Origin of the sequence: Streptomyces sp. CB02400 (assembly GCF_001905725.1) — a bacterium.
Taxonomy (GTDB): Bacteria; Actinomycetota; Actinomycetes; order Streptomycetales; family Streptomycetaceae; genus Streptomyces; species Streptomyces atrovirens.
Genome location: NZ_LIWB01000022.1, coordinates 44,023 through 69,184 on the forward strand (window position 1 = coordinate 44,023; position 25,162 = coordinate 69,184).

The 25,162-nt window shown below is 70.2% G+C and carries 26 protein-coding genes; 9 read left to right on the forward strand and 17 right to left on the reverse strand.

Translation table 11 applies throughout. From position 1 onward, the window contains the following. Window positions 1–72: 72 nt before the first annotated feature. The 11 genes from AMK33_RS35160 to AMK33_RS44810 form a co-directional block, all read right to left on the reverse strand. Entirely contained in the window at window positions 73–312 is a 240-nt protein-coding gene (locus AMK33_RS35160) for a hypothetical protein (RefSeq protein WP_073937084.1), read from the reverse strand. Window positions 313–449: 137 nt separating this feature from the next. Then, window positions 450–1,439: a 2,3,4,5-tetrahydropyridine-2,6-dicarboxylate N-succinyltransferase gene (gene dapD / locus AMK33_RS35165; RefSeq protein WP_073937085.1), complete on the reverse strand. Its 990-nt coding sequence runs from the start codon at window positions 1,437–1,439 to the stop codon at window positions 450–452. 223 nt (window positions 1,440–1,662) lie between these two features. Further along, window positions 1,663–1,983 (reverse strand): DMT family transporter, encoded by a 321-nt coding sequence (locus tag AMK33_RS35170; RefSeq protein ID WP_073937086.1) that lies wholly within the window; start codon window positions 1,981–1,983, stop codon window positions 1,663–1,665. A gap of 80 nt (window positions 1,984–2,063) precedes the next feature. Then, window positions 2,064–2,396, reverse strand: coding sequence for a metal-sulfur cluster assembly factor (locus tag AMK33_RS35175; protein ID WP_030224563.1), 333 nt, complete (start codon window positions 2,394–2,396; stop codon window positions 2,064–2,066). Further along, window positions 2,393–2,857, reverse strand: coding sequence for a Fe-S cluster assembly sulfur transfer protein SufU (gene sufU, locus AMK33_RS35180; protein ID WP_073937087.1), 465 nt, complete (start codon window positions 2,855–2,857; stop codon window positions 2,393–2,395). Before sufU ends, AMK33_RS35175 begins: the two co-directional genes overlap by 4 nt. A gap of 11 nt (window positions 2,858–2,868) precedes the next feature. Next, window positions 2,869–4,125, reverse strand: coding sequence for a cysteine desulfurase (locus AMK33_RS35185; protein ID WP_073937088.1), 1,257 nt, complete (start codon window positions 4,123–4,125; stop codon window positions 2,869–2,871). Further along, window positions 4,122–4,886 carry a Fe-S cluster assembly ATPase SufC gene (gene sufC, locus AMK33_RS35190; RefSeq protein ID WP_073937089.1) on the reverse strand — a complete coding sequence of 255 codons (765 nt, stop codon included), beginning with the start codon at window positions 4,884–4,886 and terminating at the stop codon, window positions 4,122–4,124. Before sufC ends, AMK33_RS35185 begins: the two co-directional genes overlap by 4 nt. 7 nt (window positions 4,887–4,893) lie before the next feature. Beyond that, window positions 4,894–5,211, reverse strand: a complete 318-nt coding sequence (locus AMK33_RS35195) for a non-heme iron oxygenase ferredoxin subunit (protein WP_073937090.1) — start codon at window positions 5,209–5,211, stop codon at window positions 4,894–4,896. Further along, on the reverse strand, window positions 5,208–6,392 hold the full coding sequence (gene sufD, locus AMK33_RS35200; protein ID WP_073937091.1) for a Fe-S cluster assembly protein SufD: 1,185 nt from the start codon (window positions 6,390–6,392) through the stop codon (window positions 5,208–5,210). The genes AMK33_RS35195 and sufD overlap by 4 nt, the downstream gene beginning before the upstream one ends. Before the next feature lie 58 nt (window positions 6,393–6,450). Next, complete coding sequence (gene sufB, locus AMK33_RS35205; RefSeq protein WP_073937092.1) at window positions 6,451–7,872, reverse strand: Fe-S cluster assembly protein SufB; 1,422 nt, start codon at window positions 7,870–7,872, stop codon at window positions 6,451–6,453. After that, complete coding sequence (locus AMK33_RS44810; RefSeq protein ID WP_030858664.1) at window positions 7,869–8,582, reverse strand: helix-turn-helix transcriptional regulator; 714 nt, start codon at window positions 8,580–8,582, stop codon at window positions 7,869–7,871. Before AMK33_RS44810 ends, sufB begins: the two co-directional genes overlap by 4 nt. Window positions 8,583–8,743: 161 nt before the next feature. Here AMK33_RS44810 and AMK33_RS35215 point away from each other — a divergent pair, with 161 nt between their 5' ends. The 4 genes from AMK33_RS35215 to AMK33_RS35230 all read left to right on the forward strand — a co-directional run bounded on the left by AMK33_RS35215 (window position 8,744) and on the right by AMK33_RS35230 (window position 12,563). Continuing rightward, window positions 8,744–9,556 (forward strand): aminoglycoside N(3)-acetyltransferase, encoded by an 813-nt coding sequence (locus tag AMK33_RS35215; protein ID WP_073937093.1) that lies wholly within the window; start codon window positions 8,744–8,746, stop codon window positions 9,554–9,556. A gap of 31 nt (window positions 9,557–9,587) precedes the next feature. After that, window positions 9,588–10,511, forward strand: coding sequence for an ABC transporter ATP-binding protein (locus AMK33_RS35220; RefSeq protein ID WP_073937094.1), 924 nt, complete (start codon window positions 9,588–9,590; stop codon window positions 10,509–10,511). Window positions 10,512–10,599: 88 nt separating this feature from the next. Continuing rightward, the gene (locus tag AMK33_RS35225) at window positions 10,600–11,370 is read left to right on the forward strand and encodes an ABC transporter permease (protein WP_107425314.1); all 771 of its coding nucleotides are present in this window, start codon (window positions 10,600–10,602) and stop codon (window positions 11,368–11,370) included. A gap of 164 nt (window positions 11,371–11,534) precedes the next feature. Further along, a complete protein-coding gene (locus tag AMK33_RS35230; RefSeq protein WP_443030947.1) occupies window positions 11,535–12,563 on the forward strand; it encodes a COX15/CtaA family protein in 1,029 nt (342 codons plus the stop codon). Here the strand turns inward: AMK33_RS35230 and AMK33_RS35235 are convergent. The 4 genes from AMK33_RS35235 to AMK33_RS35250 form a co-directional block, all read right to left on the reverse strand. After that, on the reverse strand, window positions 12,521–13,255 hold the full coding sequence (locus tag AMK33_RS35235) for a nucleotidyltransferase domain-containing protein (RefSeq protein ID WP_073937096.1): 735 nt from the start codon (window positions 13,253–13,255) through the stop codon (window positions 12,521–12,523). The two genes, AMK33_RS35230 and AMK33_RS35235, sit on opposite strands and share 43 nt — an antisense overlap. Before the next feature lie 18 nt (window positions 13,256–13,273). Beyond that, window positions 13,274–14,380, reverse strand: coding sequence for an amidohydrolase family protein (locus AMK33_RS35240; RefSeq protein WP_073937097.1), 1,107 nt, complete (start codon window positions 14,378–14,380; stop codon window positions 13,274–13,276). Between the two features lie 154 nt (window positions 14,381–14,534). Next, entirely contained in the window at window positions 14,535–14,855 is a 321-nt protein-coding gene (locus AMK33_RS35245) for a hypothetical protein (RefSeq protein ID WP_073937098.1), read from the reverse strand. A gap of 93 nt (window positions 14,856–14,948) precedes the next feature. After that, window positions 14,949–15,902, reverse strand: a complete 954-nt coding sequence (locus AMK33_RS35250; protein ID WP_073937099.1) for a heme o synthase — start codon at window positions 15,900–15,902, stop codon at window positions 14,949–14,951. A gap of 344 nt (window positions 15,903–16,246) precedes the next feature. Here AMK33_RS35250 and tkt point away from each other — a divergent pair, with 344 nt between their 5' ends. The 5 genes from tkt to pgl are packed head-to-tail and all read left to right on the forward strand — an operon-like array spanning window position 16,247 to window position 22,852. After that, window positions 16,247–18,334 carry a transketolase gene (gene tkt / locus AMK33_RS35255; RefSeq protein ID WP_073937100.1) on the forward strand — a complete coding sequence of 696 codons (2,088 nt, stop codon included), beginning with the start codon at window positions 16,247–16,249 and terminating at the stop codon, window positions 18,332–18,334. Between the two features lie 34 nt (window positions 18,335–18,368). After that, on the forward strand, window positions 18,369–19,487 hold the full coding sequence (gene tal / locus AMK33_RS35260) for a transaldolase (RefSeq protein ID WP_073937101.1): 1,119 nt from the start codon (window positions 18,369–18,371) through the stop codon (window positions 19,485–19,487). A gap of 4 nt (window positions 19,488–19,491) precedes the next feature. After that, on the forward strand, window positions 19,492–21,015 hold the full coding sequence (gene zwf, locus AMK33_RS35265; RefSeq protein ID WP_073937102.1) for a glucose-6-phosphate dehydrogenase: 1,524 nt from the start codon (window positions 19,492–19,494) through the stop codon (window positions 21,013–21,015). Continuing rightward, window positions 21,012–22,070: a glucose-6-phosphate dehydrogenase assembly protein OpcA gene (opcA, locus tag AMK33_RS35270; RefSeq protein ID WP_073937103.1), complete on the forward strand. Its 1,059-nt coding sequence runs from the start codon at window positions 21,012–21,014 to the stop codon at window positions 22,068–22,070. The genes zwf and opcA overlap by 4 nt, the downstream gene beginning before the upstream one ends. After that, window positions 22,067–22,852, forward strand: coding sequence for a 6-phosphogluconolactonase (gene pgl / locus AMK33_RS35275; RefSeq protein WP_073937104.1), 786 nt, complete (start codon window positions 22,067–22,069; stop codon window positions 22,850–22,852). Before opcA ends, pgl begins: the two co-directional genes overlap by 4 nt. A gap of 102 nt (window positions 22,853–22,954) precedes the next feature. On the opposite strand, the gene AMK33_RS35280 is transcribed toward pgl, so the two are convergent. Together AMK33_RS35280 and AMK33_RS35285 are read right to left on the reverse strand one after the other, a co-directional pair. Next, window positions 22,955–23,794 (reverse strand): carbohydrate ABC transporter permease, encoded by an 840-nt coding sequence (locus AMK33_RS35280; protein WP_073937105.1) that lies wholly within the window; start codon window positions 23,792–23,794, stop codon window positions 22,955–22,957. Next, complete coding sequence (locus AMK33_RS35285; protein ID WP_073937106.1) at window positions 23,791–25,158, reverse strand: ABC transporter permease; 1,368 nt, start codon at window positions 25,156–25,158, stop codon at window positions 23,791–23,793. Before AMK33_RS35285 ends, AMK33_RS35280 begins: the two co-directional genes overlap by 4 nt. Between the last annotated feature and the right edge of the window lie 4 nt (window positions 25,159–25,162).

Consider the following 25,162-nt stretch of genomic DNA (forward strand, 5'->3'; position numbering starts at 1 on the left):
ACTTCACGAAAAAAGCGGGCCGGACCGCGTCGCGTTTCCACGCGCTGCGGTCCGGCCCGCCGAAGCGGTCCCTCAGTCCCAGGTGTACCCGTCCCCGAACAGCAGGGTGTGTTCCAGTACGTCCTCGGCGGGGTCGTCGATCTGGCCGACGTTGGCGTTGATCAGCCCGACGCGGTGACCGTTGTGGGAGGCCGTGTTGGTCTCGTCCGCGTATGCGGAACCGGCCAGTGTGCCGCACAGCATCAGCACGGACACCACTCCCATCACTCCGACCGCACAGCGGAGCACGCCCCACACCCACTCGTTCGTCATCGCCCGTTCGTCCCCATTTCTGTATGTCAGTCGTCCCGGCTTCTGATCGGACTCTGTGTCCACCCGTTCATCTGCCAAAACGACCCCGAGGTCACGGGGAGTAACCCGTACGAGAGCGTACGGGTGTGACGGCGGGCTCAGTTGTGGCTGTGCAGGACCTCGTTCAGGCCGCCCCAGACCGCGTTGTTCGGGCGGGCCTCGACCGTGCCGGTGACGGAGTTGCGGCGGTAGAGGATGTTGGAGGCGCCGGACAGCTCACGGGCCTTGACGACCTCACCGTCGGGCATGGTGACGCGGGTACCCGCGGTGACGTACAGGCCGGCCTCGACCACGCACTCGTCACCGAGGGCGATGCCGACGCCCGCCTCGGCGCCGACCAGGCAGCGCTCGCCGATGACGATGCGCACGTTGCCGCCGCCGGAGAGGGTGCCCATGGTGGAGGCGCCGCCGCCGATGTCGGAGCCGTCGCCGACGACGACACCGGCCGAGATACGGCCCTCGACCATCGACGTGCCGAGCGTGCCGGCGTTGAAGTTGACGAAGCCCTCGTGCATGACGGTGGTGCCCTCGGCGAGGTGCGCGCCGAGCCGTACGCGGTCGGCGTCGGCGATGCGGACGCCCTTGGGGGCGACGTAGTCCGTCATGCGGGGGAACTTGTCGACGGAGGTGACGGCCAGGTGCAGGCCCTCGGCGCGGGCGTTGAGCCGCACCTTCTCCAGGTCGTCCACGGCGACCGGGCCGAGGGAGGTCCAGGCGACGTTGGCGAGGTGGGCGAAGACGCCGTCCAGGTTCTGGCCGTGCGGCCGGACCAGACGGTGGGAGAGCAGGTGGAGGCGCAGGTAGACGTCGTGGGCGTCGACGGGCTTCTCCGCGAGCGAGGAGATGACCGTGCGGACCGCGACCACCTCGACGCCCCGGCGGGCGTCCGGACCGACCGCCGCGGTGGCGCCGCCGCCCAGGAGTTCCGCGGCCTGCTCGGCGGAGAGCCGCTCGGTGCCGGACGGGCCGGGCTCGTCGGCCAGTACGGGGGCGGGGAACCAGGTGTCGAGAACGGTGCCGTCGGCGGCGACGGTGGCGAGGCCGGCGGCCACCGCGCCGGAGGTGCTGTGAGCAGTCGTGTCGGTCATGAGGGCAACCTAACCAACCGGCGCCCACGGACGCGAACCGGTACGGACCACGTCTCAGCGTGCGGTCCGCGCGAACGGCGGCCCCGCCGGAGGGCGGCCCCTCCGGTGTGGCACACACGGCCACGAGACAGCCCCGCCCCAGGCGACACACCGCCACGAAACAGCCCTGCCCGAGGGGCGACACACACCGCCGCCGAACAGTCCGCCCGAGGCCGCACACCGATCAGTGCGCCCCGCCCAGATTGAGCACCACCACCCCGGCGATGATCAGCGCGATGCCACCGGCCTTGGCCGCGGTGAGCCCCTCGCCCATGAACATCGTGCCGATCACCGCGATGGCGGCCGTCCCGACCCCGGACCAGATGGCGTACGCCGTTCCGACCGACAGGGTCTTCAGGGTCTGTGCGAGCAGGGCGAACGCCACCAGGTACCCGGCGACGGTGATGACCGAGGGCCAGAGCCGGGTGAATCCCTCGCTGTACTTCATGGCGGTCGTCCCGACCACTTCCGCTGCGATGGCTCCGACGAGCAGTGCGTACCCCATGACGGCGATCGTAGCCAGGGACAACCACATGCACGTGGCCCCCGGCACAGTGCCGGGGGCCACGTGACCGAACCGCTCGCTCAGACGTTGAAGCCCAGCGCCCGGAGCTGCTCACGGCCGTCGTCCGTGATCTTGTCGGGGCCCCACGGCGGCATCCAGACCCAGTTGATGCGCAGTTCGCTGACCAGGCCGTCCGTGGCGGACTTGGCCTGGTCCTCGATGACGTCCGTCAGCGGGCAGGCCGCGGAGGTCAGGGTCATGTCGACGGTCGCCACATTGGAGTCGTCGACGTGGATGCCGTAGATGAGGCCGAGGTTGACGACGTCGATGCCCAGTTCGGGGTCGACGACGTCCATCAGGGCCTCGCGGAGCTCCTCCTCCGAGGCCGGCTTCATCTCCAGGGTCTCGCTCATGCCGTTGTCCTTTCGGCGTCGGCGCCCAGCGCCTGGGCCGTCGCGTCCTTCCACGCCATCCAGCTGAGGAGGGCGCACTTCACCCGGGCCGGGTACTTGGACACCCCGGCGAACGCGACCGCGTCCTCCAGGATCTCCTCCATCGCGTCGTCGGGCTCGATCTTCCCCTTGGACTGCATCAGCTCCAGGAAGGTCCCCTGGATCCGCTGCGCCTCGGCGAGGTCCTTGCCGACCAGCAGGTCGTTCAGCACGGAGGCGGATGCCTGGCTGATGGAACAGCCCTGCCCCTCGTAGCTGACGTCGCTGATCTTCGTGCCGTCGTACTTCACGCGGAGCGTGATCTCGTCACCGCACGTCGGGTTGACGTGGTGCACCTCGGCGTCGCCGTCCCTCAGACCACGCCCGTGCGGGTTCTTGTAGTGGTCCAGGATGACGTCCTGGTACATGGAGTCCAGCTTCACGCCTCAGCTCCTCATCCGAAGAAGTTCCGTACGTGCTCCAGGCCGTCGACCAGTGCGTCGATCTCGGCCGGCGTGGAGTACAGATAGAACGACGCCCGCGTGGTCGCAGGAATTCCGTACCGCAGGCAGACAGGGCGGGCGCAGTGGTGACCCACGCGTACCGCGATGCCCTGTTCGTCGAGGACCTGACCCACGTCGTGCGGGTGGATGTCGCCGAGCGTGAACGAGATCGCCGCGCCCCGGTCCTCGGCCGTCGTGGGGCCGATGATGCGCAGGTCCGGGACCTCGGCCAGGCGCTTGACCGCGTACTCGGTGATGGCGTGCTCATGGGCGAGGATCTTGTCCATGCCGATGGCCGACAGGTAGTCGATCGCCGCGCCGAGACCGACCGCCTGGGCGATCGGCGGGGTGCCCGCCTCGAACTTGTGCGGGGCCGGCGCGTAGGTCGACGAGCTCATCGAGACGGTCTCGATCATCTCGCCGCCGCCGAGGAACGGAGGCAGGTCCTCCAGCAGTTCCTGGCGGCCCCAGAGCACGCCTATGCCGGTCGGGCCGCACATCTTGTGGCCGGTGAAGGCCACGAAGTCGGCCTGGAGGGCCTGGACGTCCAGCGGCATGTGCGGCGCGGCCTGGGAGGCGTCGATGCAGACGAGCGCGCCGACCTCCTGGGCGCGGCGCACGATCGCCTCGACCGGGTTGACCGTGCCCAGGATGTTGGAGACCAGCACGAAGGAGACGATCTTCGTCTTCTCGGTGATGACCTCGTCGATGTTGGAGAGGTCGAGCCGGCCGTCGTCGGTCAGCCCGAACCACTTCAGCTTCGCGCCGGTGCGCTGCGCGAGGAGCTGCCACGGCACGATGTTGGAGTGGTGCTCCATCTCCGTGATGACGATCTCGGTCTCGTGGTCGACCCGGTAGGGCTCGTCGGCCCAGCCGAGCATGTTGGCCACGAGGTTGAGCGACTCGGAGGCGTTCTTGGTGAAGATCACCTCGTCGCGCGAGGGCGCGTTGACGAACTCCGCGACCTTGTCGCGCGCACCCTCGTACAGCGCCGTGGCCTCCTCGGCGAGCACATGCACACCGCGGTGGACGTTGGCGTTGTAGCGCTCGTAGTACTCGCTCAGGGCGTCCAGCACCTGGCGCGGCTTCTGCGAGGTCGCCGCGTTGTCCAGGTACACGAGCTTCCGTCCGTCGTGGACCTGTCGGTCCAGGACGGGGAAGTCCTTGCGGATCGCCTCGGTGTCGAGGAGGCCCGGCAGCTGTGTCACTCGGATGCGCCACCCTTCGTGTATGCCTCGTAGCCCTCGTTCTCCAGCTTGTCGGCGAGCTCGGCACCGCCGGACTCGACGATCTTGCCGGCCGAGAAGACGTGGACGTGGTCGGGCTTGATGTAGCGCAGGATGCGCGTGTAGTGCGTGATCAGCAGCGTGCCGACCTCGCCGGACTCGCGGACGCGGTTGACGCCCTCGGAGACGACGCGCAGGGCGTCGACGTCGAGGCCGGAGTCGGTCTCGTCGAGGATCGCGACCTTCGGCTTGAGCAGTTCGAGCTGGAGGATCTCGTGGCGCTTCTTCTCACCGCCGGAGAAGCCCTCGTTGACGTTGCGCTCGGCGAAGGCGGGGTCCATGTTGAGGCGCTCCATGGCCTCCTTGACCTCCTTCACCCAGGTGCGCAGCTTGGGGGCCTCGCCGCGGACGGCGGTGGCGGAGGTGCGCAGGAAGTTGCTCACCGACACACCGGGGACCTCGACCGGGTACTGCATGGCGAGGAAGAGGCCGGCGCGGGCGCGCTCGTCGACGGACATCTCCAGGACGTCCTCGCCGTCGAGGGTGACGGTGCCGCCGGTGATCGTGTACTTGGGGTGACCCGCGAGGGAGTAGGCGAGGGTCGACTTGCCGGAGCCGTTGGGGCCCATGATGGCGTGCGTCTCGCCCTGCTTCACGGTGAGGTCGACGCCCTTGAGGATCTCCTTCGTGGCGTTGTCGGCCTCGACGGTGACGTGCAGGTCTCGGATTTCAAGCGTTGCCATGGGTGCCTCAGGACTCCTGGGTGAGGGAGACGAGCACGTCGTCCCCTTCGATCTTTACGGGGTATACGGGGACGGGGCGCGTCGCCGGGAGGGCGTCGGGCTTGCCGGAACGGAGGTCGAAACGCGAGCCGTGCAGCCAGCACTCGATGTGGCAGTCGTCCACCTCGCCCTCCGCGAGGGAGACGTTCGCGTGCGAGCAGATGTCGTGGATGGCGAACACCTCCCCCTCGGTCCGCACGATGGAGACCGGCGTGCCGTCGAGTTCCACCCGCTTCGGGGTGTCCTCCTCCAGCTCGCTCAGCCCGCAGGCGCGTCGGTACGTCATGCGACCGCCGCCTCCAGCTCCTCCTCGATCTTGGCGATCAGGCGCTCCTCGATGTCCGGGACGCCGATCTGCTGGACGAGTTCGGCGAAGAAGCCGCGGACCACCAGACGGCGGGCGTCCTGCTCGGGGATGCCGCGGGCCATCAGGTAGAAGAGCTGCTCGTCGTCGAAGCGGCCGGTGGCACTCGCGTGCCCCGCTCCGACGATCTCGCCGGTCTCGATCTCCAGGTTGGGCACGGAGTCGACGCGGGCGCCGTCGGTGAGGACCAGGTTGCGGTTCATCTCGTAGGTGTCGGTGCCCTCGGCCTTGGCCTCGATGAGCACGTCACCGATCCACACGGCGTGCGCGTCGTCGCCCTGGAGCGCGCCCTTGTAGGCGACGTTGGACTTGCAGTGCGGCACGTTGTGGTCGACGAGGAGGCGGTGCTCCTGGTGCTGGCCCTTGTCGGTGAAGTACAGGCCGTACAGCTCGGCCTCGCCGCCGGGGCCCGCGTAGGTGACGCGCGGGTGGAGGCGTACGACGTCGCCGCCGAAGGTGACGATCACCGACTTGAAGGAGGCGTCGCGGCCGAGGAGGGCGTCGTGCTGGGCGGCGTGCACCGCCTTGTCGTCCCAGTCCTGGACGGAGACGACGGTGAGCTTGGCGCCGTCGCCGAGCACGTACTCGACGTTGGCGGCGAGCACCGCGTCACCGGTGTGGTCGATGACCACGAGGGCCTCGGCGAAGGCGCCGAGCTCGATCACCTGGTGGGCGTAGGCGGTGCCGCCCTCGCCGTGCACCGCGATGCGGATCGGCTCGGTGAGGACGGTCTCCTTGGGCACGGTCACGACCGAGGCCCGCTCGAAGGCGGAGTACGCCTGGGCGGCGACGCGGTCCACCGGGGTGCCGGCGCGGCCGAGCCGCGCGTCGTCGCGGCCGACGGTCTCGACGACGACGCCCTCGGGCGCCTCGACGGTGACCTTGACGCCCGCGTCGGTGGCGGTGGCGGTGCCGTCGTGCAGACCGCGCAGCCGCTCCAGCGGGGTGAACCGCCACTCCTCCTCGCGGCCGTGGGGGACGGGGAAGTCCGCCACGTCGAAGGACGGGGGCGCGCTCATGCGGGTCGCGACGGTCGACTCCGCGGCGACCGCGATCGAGCCCGCGGTGGTGGAACCCACGGGGATGTTCTGAGCCTCAGCCATGGCTGTCGTAGTGCTCGCTTTCCTTTGCGTAAGGGGCTTGACGGAACGGCGCTGGTGCTTAGCCGACCGCGCCTTCCATCTGCAGCTCGATCAGCCGGTTGAGCTCGAGCGCGTACTCCATCGGCAGTTCCTTGGCGATCGGCTCGACGAAGCCGCGCACGATCATCGCCATCGCCTCGAACTCGCTCAGACCGCGGCTCATCAGGTAGAAGAGCTGGTCCTCGGAGACCTTGGAGACGGTCGCCTCGTGGCCCATGGACACGTCGTCCTCGCGGACGTCCACGTAGGGGTAGGTGTCCGAGCGGGAGATGGTGTCGACGAGCAGCGCGTCGCAGAGCACGTTGGACTTGGAGCCCGGGGCGCCCTCGCCGATCTCGATCAGACCGCGGTAGGAGGTGCGGCCACCGCCGCGCGCCACCGACTTGGAGACGATGTTGGACGAGGTGTTCGGGGCCATGTGGACCATCTTGGCGCCCGCGTCCTGGTGCTGGCCCTCGCCGGCGAAGGCGATGGACAGCGTCTCGCCCTTGGCGTGCTCGCCCATGAGGTAGACGGCCGGGTACTTCATCGTCACCTTGGAGCCGATGTTGCCGTCGACCCACTCCATGGTCGCGCCCTCGTAGGCCACGGCGCGCTTGGTGACCAGGTTGTAGACGTTGTTCGACCAGTTCTGGATGGTCGTGTAGCGGCAGCGGGCGTTCTTCTTGACGATGATCTCGACGACCGCGGAGTGCAGCGAGTCCGACTTGTAGATCGGGGCGGTGCAGCCCTCGACGTAGTGCACGTAGGCACCCTCGTCGACGATGATCAGGGTCCGCTCGAACTGGCCCATGTTCTCGGTGTTGATCCGGAAGTAGGCCTGGAGCGGGATCTCGACGTGCACGCCCGGCGGGACGTAGATGAAGGAGCCGCCCGACCACACGGCGGAGTTCAGCGACGCGAACTTGTTGTCGCCGACCGGGATGACCGTGCCGAAGTACTCCTTGAAGAGCTCCGGGTGCTCCTTCAGGGCGGTGTCGGTGTCGAGGAAGATGACGCCCTGCTCCTCCAGGTCCTCACGGATCTGGTGGTAGACGACCTCCGACTCGTACTGGGCGGCGACACCGGCGACGAGGCGCTTCTTCTCGGCCTCCGGGATGCCCAGCTTGTCGTAGGTGTTCTTGATGTCCTCGGGCAGGTCCTCCCAGGACTCCGCCTGCTTCTCCGTGGAGCGCACGAAGTACTTGATGTTGTCGAAGTCGATGCCGGAGAGGTCGGAGCCCCAGTTCGGCATGGGCTTCTTCTCGAACAGGCGCAGGCCCTTGAGGCGGAGCTTGGTCATCCACTCCGGCTCGTCCTTCTTCGCGGAGATGTCCCGGACGACGTCCTCGTTCAGGCCGCGGCGCGCCGACGCACCGGCCTCGTCACGGTCGGCCCAGCCGTATTCGTAGTTGCCCAGACCCTCCAGCTCGGGGTGGGCAGTCTCCGTGGGGAGAGTCATGCGGGGTTCCTCCCGGACGTGCTTTCAGATGCGTGGTGGGAAATCTTGGGGATGAACGTCGTGCAGACGCCGTCGCCGTGCGCGATGGTGGCCAGTCGCTGCACATGCGTACCGAGGAGCTCGGCGAAAAATTCCGTCTCGGCCTCGCAGAGCTGCGGAAACTTCTCGGCGGCGTGGGCGACCGGGCAGTGGTGCTGGCAGAGCTGCTCACCGACCGGCGCGCTGCGCGCAGTCGCAGCGTACCCGTCCACGCTCAGGGCCTTGGCCAACGCTTCCGTCCGCTCCTCGGGGGCCGCGGCCTCGACCGCCTTGCGGTAGGCGTCCGCCTGGGCGGCGATCCGGGCGCGGGCGAACGCGGCGATCGCCTCGCCGCCGCCCTCCCGCTCACCGATCCACCGCAGGGCGTCCAGGGCCAGTTTGTCGTACGACTGGTCGAAGGCGTCCCGCCCGCAGTCGGTGAGGGCGAAGACCTTGGCCGGGCGCCCGCGCGTGCGCGCGCCGTAGACGCGCCGCTCGCGGGCTTCCACGACGTTGTCGGCGGTCAGTGCGTCGAGGTGCCGGCGTACGGCCGCCTGGGTGAGGCCGAGCCGCTCGGCGAGCTCGGCGACGGTCGACGGGCCGTGGTCCAGGATGGAGCGGGCGACGCGGTTGCGGGTGGACCGCTCACCGGTTGCCAGTTCCTCGTGGGGAGCCTCGCCGACGTTTTTCACAACGCCATTGTTGCGTAATTCATCTGAGCCGGGCAAGCCGCGCCCGGACGGTCCGAAGGTGCGCTGCATCACTTAGGTATACCTAATGTGACCTGCGGAAACGATCTTTGATCGATCAAATCGGTGGCGTCCCGCGGCGCCTTCCGGGAGACTCCGGGACCATGCCCACACCCCCTCCGACCGGCCCTCTTGTCACCCGCGACACCCTCACCGCGCAGCTTCGCGAGCTCGGTGTGCGGCCCGGTGAGACCCTCCTCGCGCACACCTCGCTCAGCTCCCTCGGCTGGGTCAACGGCGGACCCGTCACGGTCGTCCGGGCGCTGCTGGACGCGCTGGGTCCGGACGGCACGCTGGTGGTGCCCACCCAGTCCGCGGACCTCTCCGACCCGGCGCTGTGGCAGGCACCGCCGGTACCCGAGGAGTGGTGGGAGACCATTCGGGCGACCATGCCCGCCTACGACCCGCTGACCACGCCCTCGCGCGGGGTCGGGATGATCCCGGAGACCGTACGGACCTGGCCGGGCGCGGTGCGCAGCGCGCACCCCCAGACGTCGTTCGCGGCGGTGGGCGCCCGCGCGGCGGAGATCACGGCAGGGCACGCGCCCGACTGCCGCCTCGGCGAGCGGAGCCCACTGGCCGCGCTGGAGCGGCTCGGCGCGCGGGTGCTGCTGCTCGGCGCCTGGTACGACACCTGCACCGCCTTCCACCTCGCCGAGTACCGCGTCCCGTCCCCGCGCGTGACGGTGGGCCGCCCCGGCCCTCACGGCTGGGAGACGGTGACCGAGGTGTCGATCACCTCCGAGCGCTTCGACGAGCTGGGGCACGACTTCGAACGGGACCGTCCCGTCGTACGCGGCCGGGTCGGGGCGGCCGAGGCGCGGCTGTTCCCCGTGGCGGACGCGGTGGCCTACGCCGAGCGCTGGCTGGCGACGCACCGTTCCCGTGAGGAGGAGTGCCGGCACCCGGCGGTCTGAGCCCCCGGCCGCCTCCCTAGACTCGTGACCCATGCGAAGTGAGCCCGTGGTCCAGGTGCAGGCCCTGGTGAAGCGGTACGGCACGAAGACCGCGGTGGACGGCCTCGACCTGGTGGCCCGGCAGGGCGTGACCGCCGTGCTCGGCCCCAACGGGGCGGGCAAGACGACCACGGTCGAGACCTGCGAGGGGTACCGGCGGCCGGATTCCGGCACGGTGCGCGTCCTGGGCCTCGACCCGGTGAAGCAGTCGGCGGCGCTGCGGCCCCGCGTCGGGGTGATGCTCCAGTCCGGCGGCGTCTACTCGGGCGCACGGGCCGACGAGATGCTCCGCCATGTGGCGAAGCTGCACGCGCATCCGCTGGACGTGGACGCGCTGATCGAGCGCCTGGGGCTCGGGTCCTGCGGCCGTACGTCGTACCGGCGGCTCTCCGGTGGCCAGCAGCAGCGGCTCGCGCTGGCGATGGCCGTGGTGGGGCGCCCGGAGCTGGTGTTCCTGGACGAGCCGACCGCCGGCCTCGACCCGCAGGCCCGCCGCGCCACCTGGGACCTGGTCCGGGATCTGCGCGCGGACGGCGTCTCCGTCATCCTCACCACCCACTACATGGACGAGGCCGAACAGCTCGCCGACGACGTGGCGGTCATCGACGCCGGCCGGGTCATCGCCCAGGGCTCCCCCGAGGAGCTGTGCAGGGGCGGCGCCGAGAACACGCTCCGCTTCTCCGGACGGCCGGGCCTGGACATGGCGTCCCTGCTGAAGGCGCTGCCCCCCGGCTCCTCGGGCGCCGAGGTGGCCCCGGGCTCGTACCGGGTCGTCGGCAAGGTCGACCCACAACTGCTCGCCACGGTGACGTCCTGGTGCGCGCAGCACGGGGTGATGCCGGACCGGATCTCGGTGGAACGGCACACCCTCGAAGATGTCTTTCTGGAGCTCACCGGCAAGGAGTTGCGCTCATGATTCCGGCCCAGACGGAGACCGGCCGGGGGCCCGGGGGTCGCTCCCCGGGAAGACACAGCCTGGAGCTCACCGGCAAGGAGTTGCGTTCGTGACGGCCACCGGCACCTACACCCCGAAGCCGGGGGCCGCTCCCCTGGCGCGCATGATCGCCGCGCAGGCCGCGCTCGAGACGAAGATGCTCCTGCGCAACGGCGAGCAGCTGCTGCTGACGGTGATCATCCCCACGCTGCTGCTGGTGCTCTTCAGCACCGTGGACGTGGTGGACACCGGTGAGGGCGAGGCGGTGGACTTCCTCGCCCCCGGCATCCTCGCGCTCGCGGTGATGTCGACGGCGTTCACCGGGCAGGCCATCGCGACCGGCTTCGAACGCCGGTACGGCGTGCTGAAGCGGCTGGCCTCCTCCCCGCTGCCGCGCTGGGGCCTGATGACCGCGAAGACGCTGTCGGTGCTGGTCACCGAGGTCCTCCAGGTGATCCTCGTCACGGTGATCGCGCTCGCGCTCGGCTGGTCCCCGCAGGGCAACCCCTTCGCGGTGTTCCTGCTGCTGGTCCTCGGCACGGCCGCCTTCTCCGGGCTCGGCCTGCTGATGGCGGGCACCCTCAAGGCCGAGGCGACGCTCGCCGCCGCCAACCTGGTGTTCCTGCTGCTGCTCGTCGGCGGCGGGGTGGTCGTACCACTGGACAAGTTCCCTGCCCCGGCCCAGGACGTCCTGGGCCTGCTGCCGATCTCCGCGCTCTCGGAGGGCCTGCGGGACGTACTCCAGCACGGAGCCGGAATGCCGTGGACCGACCTCGGCATCCTCGCTGTATGGGCGATCGCGGGCCTCACGGCGGCCGGACGCTTCTTCCGCTGGGAGTAGGGCAGCCGCCGCTCTCCGCGGCAATCGCACGCCGCGTAACCGCGGGCAGTCGTGCCGCTGGGGCGGCACGGGTGGGCGCGACGGCACCCCGTAAGCGCCGGGCCGCGCGAACACCCCCGACCAAGACGGACCCTCGTGAAACCATGCACAAGCGGCGTCCTACGATGGGACGCGTGCCAAACGTGACCCGCGCCGACGCCCAGGCGGCCCTGCGCAACCCGCTCGCCTTCATCGCCGCACGCTGGACCCCGGCTCCCCGGACCGTCCGCCGAGCGGCCCTCACCGCGCTCGTCATGGCGGTCGTCATCGTGGTCACCGGCGGTGCCGTACGCCTGACCGGCTCCGGCCTGGGCTGCCCCACCTGGCCCAAGTGCACCGACGACTCACTCACCACCACCAGCGAGATGGGCCTGCACGGCCTCATCGAGTTCGGCAACCGCCTGCTGACGTACGTGCTCTGCGCCGCCGTCGGCTGGGCGATCATCGCCGCGCGCTCGGAGAAGCCGTACCGGCGCGGCCTGACCCGGCTGGGCTGGGCGCAGTTCTGGATCGTGATGAGCAACGCCGTCCTCGGCGGCATCGTCGTGCTCGTCGGCCTCAACCCGTACACGGTCGCGGCGCACTTCGTGGCGACGGCGGCCCTCATCGCGGTGGCCGCGGTGATGTGGCACCGCACCCGGGAGGGCGACGGAGCCCCACGGCCCCTGGTCGGCAGGGCCGTTCAGCAGCTGGTGTGGGTCCTCACCGGCACCTCCGTGCTGCTCATCCTGGTCGGCACCGTGGTCACCGGCGCCGGTCCGCACGCGGGCGATTCCAGCGAGGTCCCGCGGATGCCGGTCGACTGGGAGACGGTGAGCAAGGCGCACGCCGTGCTGGCGTGGATCGTGGTGACGCTGACGTTCGCCCTGTGGTTCGTCCTGAAGGCGGTCGACGCCCCCAAGGGCCCGCTGGCCCGCACCCGCGAGCTGTTCCTGATCCTGCTCGCGCAGGGGGCCCTCGGTTACGTCCAGTACTTCACCGATCTCCCCGAGGTCCTGGTCGGTCTGCACATGTTCGGCTCGAGCGTGATGTGGATCTGGGTGGTCCTGGTCCTGCTGTCGCTGCGCGAGCGGCCCGGGACGGCGGCGCCGGACCCGTCCGTACCGGCTGCTCAGGAGCCCGCCACCAGCGCGTCGATCGCCGGCCCCAGGTAGTCCCTGGTCAGCCGGGCCCGGCGTACGGTCCACCCCTCGGCGGGCGGCGCGGGATCGTCGTAGCGTCGCCTCCTGATGTCCTCGACGACCTCGCCGGGCGCGCCGAGACCGGGCAGCACGTCCAGGGCCTCCCGTTTGGAGATCAGGCGGCCCTCGCGCAGGGTCACGGTGGCGCGGGCGAAGGTCAGCAGGCCCAGGTCGACCCACACGTCCTGGGTCCAGTTGGCGGCCCGGTCCACCTCCCGCCGCCAGTAGTCGCGCTGGTCGCGCACCACGAAGTCGGCGAGCTCGCCGTCCGGCACCGGCGGCAGTACGTCCGCGGGCGGCACCCCGTGCAGGACCCGGCCGAAGCGGTGCAGCTCGGTGCGGGTGACCGGGGTGACGGGGCGCTTGAAGAGCTGCTCGTGCGCCCAGGTCAGGTGGCGCCGCTCGGCGCCCGCCGCGGCCTGTGGCGCCAGGTAGGTGCAGTGCAGCCGGTCGGCGAGCGGCTCGTCCCGCAGCCGGGCGTGCAGCAGCGCGACGCGCCACAGCGTCCGGGCCGTGACCGGGCCGTCCAGGACCGCGATCACGTCCAGATCGCTGCGGCCCTCCCGGTAGTCACCGGCGGCCAGTGAGCCGTGCGCCCATACGGCCACGGGAGTGAGCGGCGCCAGGCCGGTGAGGAAGCGGTCGAGTAATGCGTCGGTCGGCATCCGCCCAGTCTTCACAGTTCAGTCCAGGCTGTACACCCTGCCCGCGTTCCCCGAGGCGATCAGGCCGGCCACCCGCTGGGCGTCGTCGAGCGACCACGCCCCCTCGGCCACCCAGGTGCCCAGCACCCTGCCCAGCGCCTCGCGGAACAGATGCGCGCCGACCACGTGCAGCTCGGGGAGGCCGCGGGCGCCGCTGGAGAAGAGGATCTTGCCGAAGGGGGCGAGTTCCAGGATCTCCGCGAGGACGGTCGCCGCACGGGCGCCGGTGCGGACCAGGGCGGCGCCGCAGTCGGCGTAGACGTGCGGGAAGACACCGGCGAGATGGGCGGCGTGGCGGTGGTACGGGTAGCCGTGCAGCAGCACCAGGTCGGTGCCGAGACCGGCGGTGGCCCGGACGAAGTCGGTCAGCAGCACCGGGTCGGTGCGGTCGATGCGGGCGTCCGGTGCGGCGAGACCGGCGTGGAGCTGGAGGGGCCGGCCCGAGGCGACGGCGATCCACAGCAGGTGCCGTAGCAGCACGGGGTCGCTCAGTTCGTCCCCGACCCGCCGGGCGGCCAGCCAGCGCCCCGCCGCGCCGCGCACCTCCCCCGGTCCGGGCGGTTCGGGGGCGAGCGCCAGGCCGTGCCGTACGCCGGCGACGGAGGTGAAGGCGACGGCGTGCGCGGCGGCCGCGTGCACCGACTCGGCGAGGTTGGCGAGGAGGGACTCGACGGTGCCGGAGGTGTCGGCGACCTGCTCGGCGAGCTGTTCCAGGCGGACGATCTCGTGCGCCTCGGCGTCCCCGGCCGTGCCCAGCTCGGTGGGTCCTGTGAGGTCGCCGGGCAGCCCGGTGTCGACGAGGTAGGCGGTGATCCCGCTGCCCCGCAGCAGCCGCCGCCCGGCCTCGATCACGCCGAGTTCACGGCGCCGGGCGAGGTAGCGGGCGGGCGGGCAGTGCGGTTCCAGGCCGAGCAGGGGTGGACACCAGCGGCGTACGGCGAAGCCGGTCTGGGTGTCGAAGAGGGTGGTGCCGGGGGCGGGTGGGCCCTCGGTGGGGGCGAGCTGGGCCTCGAAGGTGCCTAGGCCCAGCTCTGTGCGGAGCACTCCGTGGCAGTACTGGTCCACGAGTGAGGGCGTTTCGATCATCCGGGGCTCCCCGTAATGGACCGTGGGCGTCACAGGTCCTAACGGGTGAACCCCGGAAGAGGTCGCGCGTCTGCCGGGTGCCGGTCGGTTTGGCGGGTGCCGGCCGTCTTGGGCTTGTCGCGCGGTTCCCCGCGCCCCCTGGGCCGGCTGCTGCTCAGCCCCCCAGCTGGATGCCGGCCATCCTGTTCCACTCGTACGGCCCCGTCTTCACCTTTGTCGCGAACTCGCCGTCGAAGTTCTCGTGCCTCGTGATGCCCGCCTTCTCGACGGCCTTCTCGGCGATCTCCATGGACGGGGCGAAGACGTCGCCCCAGTCGCCGTCCTCGCCGACGAGGACGATGCGGGCGCCGCGCTGTCCGAGGTACGCGATCTGTCCCTCGGCGCCGCCGTGTGCCGTGGCGAAGCCGCTGATCTGCTTGGCGAGCCGGGCCGCCTTCTGCTCGGCCTTCGGGTCCACCTGCTGCGTGTCTGCCATGACCAGGATGCTACCGACGGGTAGATCAAACGGCGACGGGCGGGGTCCGTGGCCTTGACCACGTACCCCGCCCGGTCGGCGGGCAAGGAGCGGTTACCGCAGGAACGGGTCCACCGCGATGGCCACGAAGAGCAGCGACACGTAGGTGATGGACCAGTGGAACAGCCGCATCTCCTTCAGCTTGCCGCCCGTCACCTCGGCCTTCGCGCGGTTCAGCAGCGCGTGCGCCTCCCACAGCCACCAGCCGCCCGCCGCGAGGGCGACCGCCGTGTAGAACCAGCCGGTGTAGCCGAGCGGGGTGAGCAGCAGCGACACCGCGACCATGACCCAGCTGTAGAGCACGATCTGCTTGGCGACCACCTTGTTGGAGGCGATGACCGGCAGCATCGGGACGCCGACGCGCGCGTAGTCGTCCTTCACCTTCATGGACAGCGGCCAGTAGTGCGGCGGCGTCCAGAAGAAGATGACGAGGAAGAGGATGACCGGCGCCCACGACAACGAGTTGGTGACCGCGGACCAGCCGATCAGCACCGGCATGCAGCCGGCGATGCCGCCCCACACGATGTTCTGCGACGTGCGCCGCTTGAGGATCATCGTGTAGACGACGACGTAGAAGAGGAGTGCGCCGAGGGAGAGCCACGCGGACAGCCAGTTGACGGCGAGCCCGAACATCAGGGTCGAGACGACCGCGAGGGCGATGCCGAAGGCCAGGCACTCGCGCGGGCTGACCATGCCGGTCACCAGCGGACGCTGCGAGGTGCGGTCCATCAGCGCGTCGATGTCGCGGTCGATGTACATGTTGAGCGCGTTCGCGCCGCCCGCGGACAGGTAGCCGCCGACGCAGGTCAGCAGCACCAGCCTCAGGTCGGGCACGCCCTGCTGCGCCAGGAACATCACCGGGACGGTGGTGATGAGCAGCAGTTCGATGATCCGCGGCTTGGTGAGAGCCACGAATGCCATCACACGGGCCCCGAACGGCCGATGAGCAGGGCTCTGACTCGCCCCCAGTACCCCCGCTGGACGGGATTCAACGGCCGTCACGCACACCCCTACAGAGACATCCCAGCAAGCCTCCCCAGGTGAAGTGGCGGTAAAGGCTCGCGCGTACCACGCCACTGTAGACGTTGCCCAGACCCGGACATTCGCGGGGGTCCGTTCGTGTTGGCCGACGTCCTCCGAGGTGCGCCCCGAAGCTCGATTGAGCACCCGGATGAGCGGCTCCGTATTCATCTGCCGAATGGGAAAACGAACCGGTCAGGAGGCGGATCCAGCAGAGTGCCCGCACTCTGGAATGACTCGGAAAAAGGCACGTCCTACGGGGGTAGGCTCGACCACGCCGGTGGGCAGTCACCGGCCGTCCGAATCCATGTGGAGAGGAGCCCTGACTCAGGGTGAGCAACAAGCCGACCACCACAGACCTCGAGTGGACCGAGTTGGATCAGCGGGCCGTCGACACCGCCCGCGTCCTGGCCGCCGATGCCGTACAGAAGGTCGGTAACGGCCATCCGGGTACGGCGATGAGTTTGGCGCCCGCCGCCTACACCCTCTTCCAGAAGGTGATGCGGCACGACCCGGCGGACGCCGACTGGGTCGGGCGCGACCGCTTCGTGCTGTCCGCCGGCCATTCGTCCCTGACCCTCTACACCCAGCTCTACCTGGCCGGTTTCGGCCTGGAGCTGGACGACCTGAAGGCGTTCCGCACCTGGGGCTCGAAGACGCCGGGCCACCCGGAGTACGGGCACACCACGGGTGTGGAGACCACGACCGGCCCGCTGGGCCAGGGTGTCGCCAACGCCGTGGGCATGGCGATGGCCGCGCGCTACGAGCGCGGTCTGTTCGACCCGGAGGCCGCCGAGGGCGAGTCGCCGTTCGACCACTTCGTCTACTGCATCGCCGGTGACGGCTGCCTCCAGGAGGGCATCTCCGCCGAGGCGTCCTCCCTCGCGGGCCACCAGAAGCTGGGCAACCTGGTGCTGCTGTGGGACGACAACCACATCTCCATCGAGGGCGACACCGAGACGGCCGTCTCCGAGGACGTCGTCAAGCGGTACGAGGCGTACGGCTGGCACGTGCAGCGCGTGGCCCCGAAGCCGGACGGCGACCTGGACCCGAACGCGATCTACGACGCGGTCCAGGAGGCCAAGAAGGTCACCGACCGTCCGTCGTTCATCGCCATGCGGTCGATCATCGCCTGGCCCGCGCCGAACGCGCAGAACACCGAGGCGGCGCACGGCTCGGCGCTCGGCGACGACGAGGTCGCGGCCACCAAGCGCGTCCTGGGCTTCGACCCGGAGCGGAGCTTCGAGGTGACCGACGAGGTCATCGGCCACACCCGCAAGGCGCTGGAGCGGGGCCAGGCGGCCCGCGCGGTGTGGGAGAAGTCCTTCCAGCAGTGGCGGGACAACAACCCCGAGCGCGCCGCCGAGTACGACCGGATCGCCGCCGGTGAGCTGCCCAAGGGCTGGCAGGACACGATCCCGGTCTTCGAGCCGGGCAAGGGCGTCGCCACCCGTGCCGCGTCCGGCAAGGTGCTCCAGGCGCTCGGCGCGGTGATCCCGGAGCTGTGGGGCGGCTCGGCCGACCTGGCGGGCTCCAACAACACCACGATCGACAAGACGTCGTCGTTCCTCCCGGTCGGCAACCCGCTGCCCGAGGCGGACCCGTACGGCCGCACGATCCACTTCGGCATCCGTGAGCACGCCATGGCCGCGGAGATGAACGGCATCGCGCTGCACGGCAACACCCGTATCTACGGCGGCACCTTCCTGGTGTTCTCCGACTACATGCGCAACGCCGTGCGCCTGTCGGCGCTGATGCACCTGCCGGTGACGTACGTGTGGACGCACGACTCCATCGGTCTGGGCGAGGACGGCCCGACGCACCAGCCGGTCGAGCACCTGGCCTCGCTGCGCGCCATCCCGGGTCTGAACGTGGTCCGCCCGGCGGACGCCAACGAGACCGCGATCGCCTGGCGGGAGATCCTCACCCGCTGGACGAAGGAGTTCGGCAAGGGCGCCCCGCACGGTCTGGCGCTGACCCGTCAGGGTGTGCCGACGTACGAGCCCAACGAGGACGCGGCGAAGGGCGGCTACGTGCTGTTCGACGCGGAGGGCGGCGACGCCCAGGTCGTCCTCATCGCGACCGGCTCCGAGGTGCACGTCGCCGTCGAGGCGCGCGAGCGGCTCCAGGCCGACGGCGTGCCCACGCGCGTGGTGTCCATGCCGTCCGTGGAGTGGTTCGAGGAGCAGGACCAGGGGTACCGGGACAGCGTCCTGCCGCCGGCCGTCAAGGCGCGCGTGGCCGTCGAGGCGGGTATCGGCCTCACGTGGCACAAGTACGTCGGGGACGCCGGCCGGATCGTCTCCCTGGAGCACTTCGGCGCCTCCGCCGACGGCAAGGTGCTGTTCGAGGAGTTCGGCTTCACCGCCGAGAACGTGGCGGCCGTCGCCAGGGAATCGATCGCCGCAGCCCAGCGCTGACGCCCATATACGACACGTAGGAGATGGAATTTCCATGACAGACGCACTCAAGCGCCTTTCCGACGAAGGCGTCGCGATCTGGCTGGACGACCTGTCGCGCAAGCGGATCACGTCCGGCAACCTCGCCGAGCTGATGGACCAGCAGCACGTCGTGGGCGTCACCACCAACCCGACGATCTTCCAGAAGGCGATCTCCGAGGGCGACGGCTACGACACGCAGCTGACCGACCTCGCCGCCCGCAAGGTCACGGTCGAAGAGGCCATCCGCATGATCACCACGGCGGACGTCCGCGACGCCGCCGACATCCTGCGCCCGGTCTTCGACGCCACCGACGGCCAGGACGGCCGGGTCTCGATCGAGGTCGACCCGCGGCTGGCGCACAACACCCGTTCGACGGTCGCCGAGGCCAAGCAGCTCGCGTGGCTGGTGGACCGGCCGAACACGCTGATCAAGATCCCGGCGACCGAGGCCGGCATCCCGGCGATCGCCGAGGTCATCGGTCTGGGCATCAGCGTCAACGTCACGCTGATCTTCTCCCTGGAGCGCTACCGCAAGGTCATGGACGCGTTCCTGACCGGCCTGGAGAAGGCCAGGGAGCGCGGCCTGGACCTGTCGAAGATCCACTCCGTGGCGTCCTTCTTCGTGTCCCGCGTGGACACCGAGATCGACAAGCGGATCGACGCGCTCGGCACCGACGAGGCCAAGGCGCTGCGCGGCAAGGCCGCCATCGCCAACGCGCGCCTGGCCTACCAGGCGTACGAGGAGGTCTTCTCCACGGACCGCTGGAGCGCGCTGGAGCGCGAGGGCGCCAACAAGCAGCGTCCGCTGTGGGCGTCGACCGGTGTGAAGGACAAGGCGTACAAGGCCACGATGTACGTCGACGAGCTGGTGGCGCCGAACACGGTGAACACCATGCCGGAGGCGACGCTGTTCGCCACCGAGGAGAAGGGCGAGATCCGGGGCGACGCCGTCACCGGCACCTACGAGCAGGCCCGCGCCGACCTGGACGCGGTCGAGGCGCTCGGCATCTCGTACGACGAGGTGGTGCAGCTTCTGGAGGACGAGGGCGTCGACAAGTTCGAGGGCTCCTGGAACGACCTGCTGAAGTCGACCGAGGCGGAGCTCCAGCGCCTCGCCCCCTCGGAGGGCTGAGACCTTGTCGAGCAGCAACCCGCTGCGTGACCCCGCCGACCGACGGCTCCCGCGCATCGCGGGGCCGTCGGGCCTGGTCATCTTCGGCGTGACGGGCGACCTGTCCCGCAAGAAGCTGATGCCGGCCGTGTACGACCTCGCCAACCGGGGCCTGCTGCCGCCGGGCTTCTCGCTGGTGGGGTTCGCCCGCCGGGAGTGGGCGAACGAGGACTTCGCCCAGGAGGTCCACGACGCGGTCAAGGAGCACGCCCGCACCCCCTTCCGCGAGGAGGTCTGGCAGCAGCTCATCCAGGGCATGCGCTTCGTGCAGGGCACCTTCGACGACGACGAGTCGTTCGAGCGGCTGCGCGACACGATCGAGGAGCTGGACAAGGCACAGGGCACGGGCGGCAACTTCGCCTTCTACCTGTCGGTGCCGCCGCGTTCCTTCCCGGTGGTCATCCAGCAGCTCAAGAAGCACGGGCTGGCCGACCAGAGGGACGGTTCCTGGCGCCGCGCGGTGATCGAGAAGCCGTTCGGGCACGACCTGAGGTCGGCCGAGGAACTGAACGCGATCGTCCACGAGGTCTTCGCCCCGGACCAGGTCTTCCGCATCGACCACTACCTGGGCAAGGAGACGGTCCAGAACATCCTGGCGCTGCGCTTCGCCAACACGATGTTCGAGCCGATATGGAACCGGTCGTTCGTCGACCATGTCCAGATCACCATGGCCGAGGACATCGGCATCGGCGGCCGGGCCGGTTACTACGACGGCATCGGCGCCGCGCGTGACGTCATCCAGAACCACCTCCTCCAGCTCCTGGCGCTGACCGCGATGGAGGAGCCCGCCTCCTTCGACGCGGACGCGCTGGCGGCGGAGAAGACCAAGGTCCTCGGTGCCGTGCGGCTGCCGAAGGACCTGGGCCGGGACACCGTGCGGGGGCAGTACGCGGCCGGCTGGCAGGGCGGCGCGAAGGCGGTCGGGTATCTGGAGGAGGAGGGCATCGACGCCTCCTCGAAGACCGACACCTACGCCGCGATCCGGCTGGGCATCGACAACCGCCGCTGGGCGGGTGTCCCCTTCTACCTGCGCACCGGCAAGCGGCTGGGCCGCCGGGTCACCGAGATCGCGGTGGTCTTCCAGCGGGCGCCGCACTCCCCCTTCGACACGACGGCCACCGAGGAGCTGGGCTCCAACGCGATCGTCATCCGCGTCCAGCCGGACGAGGGCGTCACGGTCCGGTTCGGCTCCAAGGTGCCGGGCACGTCGATGGAGATCCGGGACGTGTCGATGGACTTCGCCTACGGCGAGTCGTTCACCGAGTCCAGCCCGGAGGCGTACGAGCGTCTGATCCTGGACGTCCTGCTCGGCGACTCCAACCTCTTCCCGCGCACGGAGGAGGTCGAGCTGTCCTGGAAGATCCTCGACCCGATCGAGGAGTACTGGGACGAGAACGGCAGGCCGGCCCAGTACCCGGCCGGGACGTGGGGACCCGTCGAGGCGGACGAAATGCTCGAGCGAGACGGACGGAGCTGGCGCCGGCCATGAAGACAGACCTCACGGACACCACGGCCAGCAAGATCAACAAGGCGCTGGTGAAGGCCCGCCGGGCCATCGGCACCCCGGCCGTCGGCATGGTGCTCACGCTGGTCATCGTCACGGACGAGGAGAACGCCTACGACGCGCTGAAGGCGGCCGGTGACGCCTCGCGCGAGCACCCCTCGCGCACGCTGGTCGTCATCAAGCGCGTCTCCCGCTCCCCCCGTGACCGCACCCAGTCCCGCCTCGACGCCGAGGTCCGGGTGGGCGCGGACGCCGGCACCGGCGAGACCGTCGTCCTGCGCCTGTACGGCGAGGTCGTCGACCACGCCCAGTCGGTGGTGCTGCCGCTGCTGCTGCCGGACGCCCCGGTGGTGGTGTGGTGGCCGGTCAACGCCCCGCTGGACCCGGCGAAGGACCCGCTGGGCGCGCTGGCCCAGCGCAGGGTGACCGACACCTACGCCTGCGAGAAGCCGGTGGAGGAGCTCGCCGCCCGCGCCGACGCCTACACCCCCGGCGACACGGACCTGTCGTGGACCCGCATCACGCCCTGGCGTTCGATGCTGGCGGCGGCGCTGGACCAGGTCGCCTGCGAGGTGCAGGGCGTCGAGGTGGAGGGCGAGGAGTTCAACCCGAGCTGCGAGCTGCTGGCGATGTGGCTCGCGGACCGGCTGGGCGTCCCCGTCAAGCGCTCCCGCTCCGGCGGCCCGGGGCTCACGGCGGTCCGCATGGACACCGACTGCGGCCCGATCGTGCTGGACCGCGCCGACGGTTCGCTGGCGACGCTGTCCATCCAGGGTCAGCCGAAGCGTGCGGTGGCGCTCAAGCGCCGCGACACGGCGGAGCTGATCGCGGAGGAGCTGCGCCGCCTCGACCCGGACGACACCTACGCCTCGGCCCTGCGCTACGGCGTGGAGCGCCTGAAGTCGTCGGCGTCGGAGAGGGCCGGCGCACCGGCCAAAGGAGAACGGGAAGCGGTCCCCGCTCCCGTCGAGTCGGCTGCGAAAGCTCCCGCGGCCCAGGCGACGGCGCAGGCCCCGGTGAAGAAGGCGGCGGCGAAGTGAGTACGGCACCGCAGCTTGTCGTGCACCGGGACAAGGAGCTGATGGCACAGGCCGCGGCGGCCCGGCTGATCACGAAGATCGTGGACGCGCAGGCCTCGCGGGGTTCGGCGTCCGTGGTCCTGACCGGCGGCCGCAACGGCAACGGCCTGCTGGCCGCGCTGGCGGCGGCCCCGGCACGGGACGCGATCGACTGGGCCCGGCTCGACCTGTGGTGGGGCGACGAACGCTTCCTCCCGGAGGGCGACCCGGAACGCAACATCACCCAGGCCCGTGAGGCACTGCTGGACGCGGTGCCGCTGGACCCGAAGCGCGTGCACGCCATGCCCGCGTCGGACGGCCCGCACGGCACGGACGTGGACGCGGCGGCCGCGGCCTACGCCGAGGAACTGGCCGCGGCGGCGGACCCGACCAACCACGGCCCGGTCCCGACCTTCGACGTCCTGATGCTGGGCGTCGGCCCGGACACGCACGTGGCGTCCCTCTTCCCGGAACTCCCGGCGGTCCGCGAGACGGAACGCACGGTGGTGGGCGTCCACGGCGCCCCGAAACCCCCACCGACAAGGGTCACTCTGACCCTCCCCGCGATCCGGGCGGCCCGAGAGGTCTGGCTCCTGGCGGCCGGCGAGGACAAGGCGGAGGCAGCGGAGATAGCCCTCTCGGGCGCGGGAGAGATCCAGTCCCCGGCAGCAGGAGCGTACGGCCGCACCCGCACCCTGTGGCTCCTGGACAAGGCGGCGGCTTCACAACTCCCGAGAGAGCTGTATCCAGCGGCGTCGGCTTGAATCAGCCCCTCCGGCGCTTGAGGAGCGGGGGTCCGGGGGCAGCGCCCCCGGGTTCGGGACGGGAAGGGGCGGCGGGGGCGAAAACCCCTCCCGCCCCACCCCCTACTTCACGGACCCCGCCATAACCCCCTGCACGAAGTGCCGCTGGAACGCGAAGAACACGACAACCGGCACCACCAGCGACAGAAACGCCCCAGGCGCCAGCACATCGATGTTGCTGCCGAACTGCCGAATCTGCGACTGAAGCTGCACAGTCAACGGCTGCGAAGAACTGTCCGCGAAAAGCAGCGCGACCAGCATGTCGTTCCACACCCAGAGGAACTGAAAGATCGCAAGACTGGCGATCGCCGGCCGCCCCACCGGCAACACCAACCGAGTGAAGATCCGCCATTCGCTCCCCCCGTCCATCCGGGCGGCCTCCAGCATCTCCTTCGGCATCTCCGCGAAGTAGTTCCGCAACAGGAACACCGCGAACGGCAGCCCGTAAGCCACATGGAACAGCACGACGCCGGGAATCGTCCCGAACAACCCGAGCTGCCCGAAGAGCTTGGCGACCGGCAGCAGCCCGATCTGCACGGGCACGACCAACAACGCGACGACGACCAGGAAAACAGGCTCACGCCCAGGGAAGTCCAGCCACGCGAAGGCATATCCGGCCAGCGCGGCCACAACCACCACCAACACGGTGGTCGGCACCGAGATCAGCACGGTGTTCCAGAACGCCTGCGTGATCCCCGAATTCCCCAGCAACGCCGAGTAGTTCTCGAAGGACAACTCCCCCGGACTGGTGAACACGGTCCACCAGCCCCCCTCCGCCGTCTCCTCGGCCGACCGCAGCGAGGACAGGAACAACCCGGCCAGCGGAGTCATCCACACCAGCCCGATCACCACCAGGAACGCCTGCACCACCGCGTTACCCAGGACACGCCGCACCGCGCTCACCGCTGACTCCTCCGAAAACGACGGACGTTGAACACCATGGCCGGAATGACCAGGAGCAGCAGCAGCACACCCAGCGCGCTGCCCAGCCCCTGGTTGTTGCCGCCGCCGAACGACACCAGCCACATCTGCGTCGCGAGCACGGTCGCGTCCTCCTGCACGGGACCGGGCGCGATGATGTAGACGAGGTCGAAGACCTTCATCACGTTGATCACCAGCGTCACGAACACCACGGTGAGAACGGGCGCGAGCAACGGAACGGTGATCCGCCGGAAGATCTGCCACTCATTGGCCCCGTCCATCCGCGCCGCCTCCAGCGCGTCCCGCGGCAGCGTGGACAGCCCCGCCCCGATCAGCACCATCGCGAACCCGGTCCAGATCCACAGGTACGCCCCGATGATCGCCGGGGTGACGAGCGCCGGGCCGAGCCAGGAGATGCCGTCGTAGGGCGCGGCGAAGTTCGACGAGGGCAGCTTCAGGGCGTACGAGCCGCTGCCGAGCCCCGCGAACCGGAACGACCCGTCGGCCGCAGTGGTCGTACTGGCGACCGTCTCCCCGCCACGCACCGCTTCGACCGTGATCCCGGGCAGTCCGCTCTCCTCCCGGTCGACCACCCCCGGCTTCCCTCCCCCACCGGGCGTGAAGTCGAGGTACACCACACCGCGCACCTCATCGGAACCGGCCTTCTCCCCTGCCGCGGCAGCGGCGGGTTCGGCACCCCCCGGCAGATCCTTGGGAGCCACCCCGACCAGCCCCAGCACCGCCGCTGTCCCCCCGGGCGACACATCCGCCCCGGTGACGTACGCCCCGTCCGCCTCCTCGGTCAGCCCCTCACCGTCCCGCGCACGGGCGGTCGGATACGACGACGAGCCCTTGAAGGCATCGTGCACGGACACGACAGCCGCGTTGAGCACCCCCTTGTCCGGGTCGTCGTCGTAGGCGAGCCGGAAGATGATGCCGGCGGCGAGGAAGGAGACGGCCATCGGCATGAACAGCAGCAGCTTGAAGGCGGTGGCCCAGCGGACCTTCTCGACCAGGACGGCCAGGATCAGCCCCAGCCCGGTCAGCAGCGTCGGTGCCACGACGACCCAGATCGCGGTGTTCCGGATGGCCTTGAGGGTGGTCGGGTCGCGGAACATCTCGGCGTAGTTCTCGCCGCCCACGAACTCGCTGCCGGAGGCGTCGAAGAAGCTGCGGCCGACGGAGAACAGCACCGGGTACACGACCAGCGCGCCCAGCAGGAGCAGCGCGGGGAACACGAACAGCAGGGCGATGACGCGCCCCCGCCGGCGCAGGCGCCCACCGCGTGCGCCGTCGGGGTGTGCCGGCGCCGGGGGGCTCGCCTCTTTCACCAGTGTGGCGGTCACGGCC

What these genes read in the sequence shown, in the direction of transcription:
- AMK33_RS35245 (WP_073937098.1), bottom strand. Translation starts at nt 14,855, where the DNA reads ATGGCAGACACGCAGCAGGTGGACCCGAAGGCCGAGCAGAAGGCGGCC.
- tal (WP_073937101.1), top strand. Translation starts at nt 18,369, where the DNA reads ATGACAGACGCACTCAAGCGCCTTTCCGACGAAGGCGTCGCGATCTGG.
- sufD (WP_073937091.1), bottom strand. Translation starts at nt 6,392, where the DNA reads ATGGCTGAGGCTCAGAACATCCCCGTGGGTTCCACCACCGCGGGCTCG.
- AMK33_RS35220 (WP_073937094.1), top strand. Translation starts at nt 9,588, where the DNA reads ATGCGAAGTGAGCCCGTGGTCCAGGTGCAGGCCCTGGTGAAGCGGTAC.
- sufC (WP_073937089.1), bottom strand. Translation starts at nt 4,886, where the DNA reads ATGGCAACGCTTGAAATCCGAGACCTGCACGTCACCGTCGAGGCCGAC.
- dapD (WP_073937085.1), bottom strand. Translation starts at nt 1,439, where the DNA reads ATGACCGACACGACTGCTCACAGCACCTCCGGCGCGGTGGCCGCCGGC.
- AMK33_RS35215 (WP_073937093.1), top strand. Translation starts at nt 8,744, where the DNA reads ATGCCCACACCCCCTCCGACCGGCCCTCTTGTCACCCGCGACACCCTC.
- opcA (WP_073937103.1), top strand. Translation starts at nt 21,012, where the DNA reads ATGAAGACAGACCTCACGGACACCACGGCCAGCAAGATCAACAAGGCG.
- AMK33_RS35170 (WP_073937086.1), bottom strand. Translation starts at nt 1,983, where the DNA reads ATGGGGTACGCACTGCTCGTCGGAGCCATCGCAGCGGAAGTGGTCGGG.
- AMK33_RS35195 (WP_073937090.1), bottom strand. Translation starts at nt 5,211, where the DNA reads ATGACGTACCGACGCGCCTGCGGGCTGAGCGAGCTGGAGGAGGACACC.
- sufB (WP_073937092.1), bottom strand. Translation starts at nt 7,872, where the DNA reads ATGACTCTCCCCACGGAGACTGCCCACCCCGAGCTGGAGGGTCTGGGC.
- AMK33_RS35240 (WP_073937097.1), bottom strand. Translation starts at nt 14,380, where the DNA reads ATGATCGAAACGCCCTCACTCGTGGACCAGTACTGCCACGGAGTGCTC.
- AMK33_RS35175 (WP_030224563.1), bottom strand. Translation starts at nt 2,396, where the DNA reads ATGAGCGAGACCCTGGAGATGAAGCCGGCCTCGGAGGAGGAGCTCCGC.
- AMK33_RS35230 (WP_443030947.1), top strand. Translation starts at nt 11,535, where the DNA reads ATGGGACGCGTGCCAAACGTGACCCGCGCCGACGCCCAGGCGGCCCTG.
- AMK33_RS35160 (WP_073937084.1), bottom strand. Translation starts at nt 312, where the DNA reads ATGACGAACGAGTGGGTGTGGGGCGTGCTCCGCTGTGCGGTCGGAGTG.
- AMK33_RS35235 (WP_073937096.1), bottom strand. Translation starts at nt 13,255, where the DNA reads ATGCCGACCGACGCATTACTCGACCGCTTCCTCACCGGCCTGGCGCCG.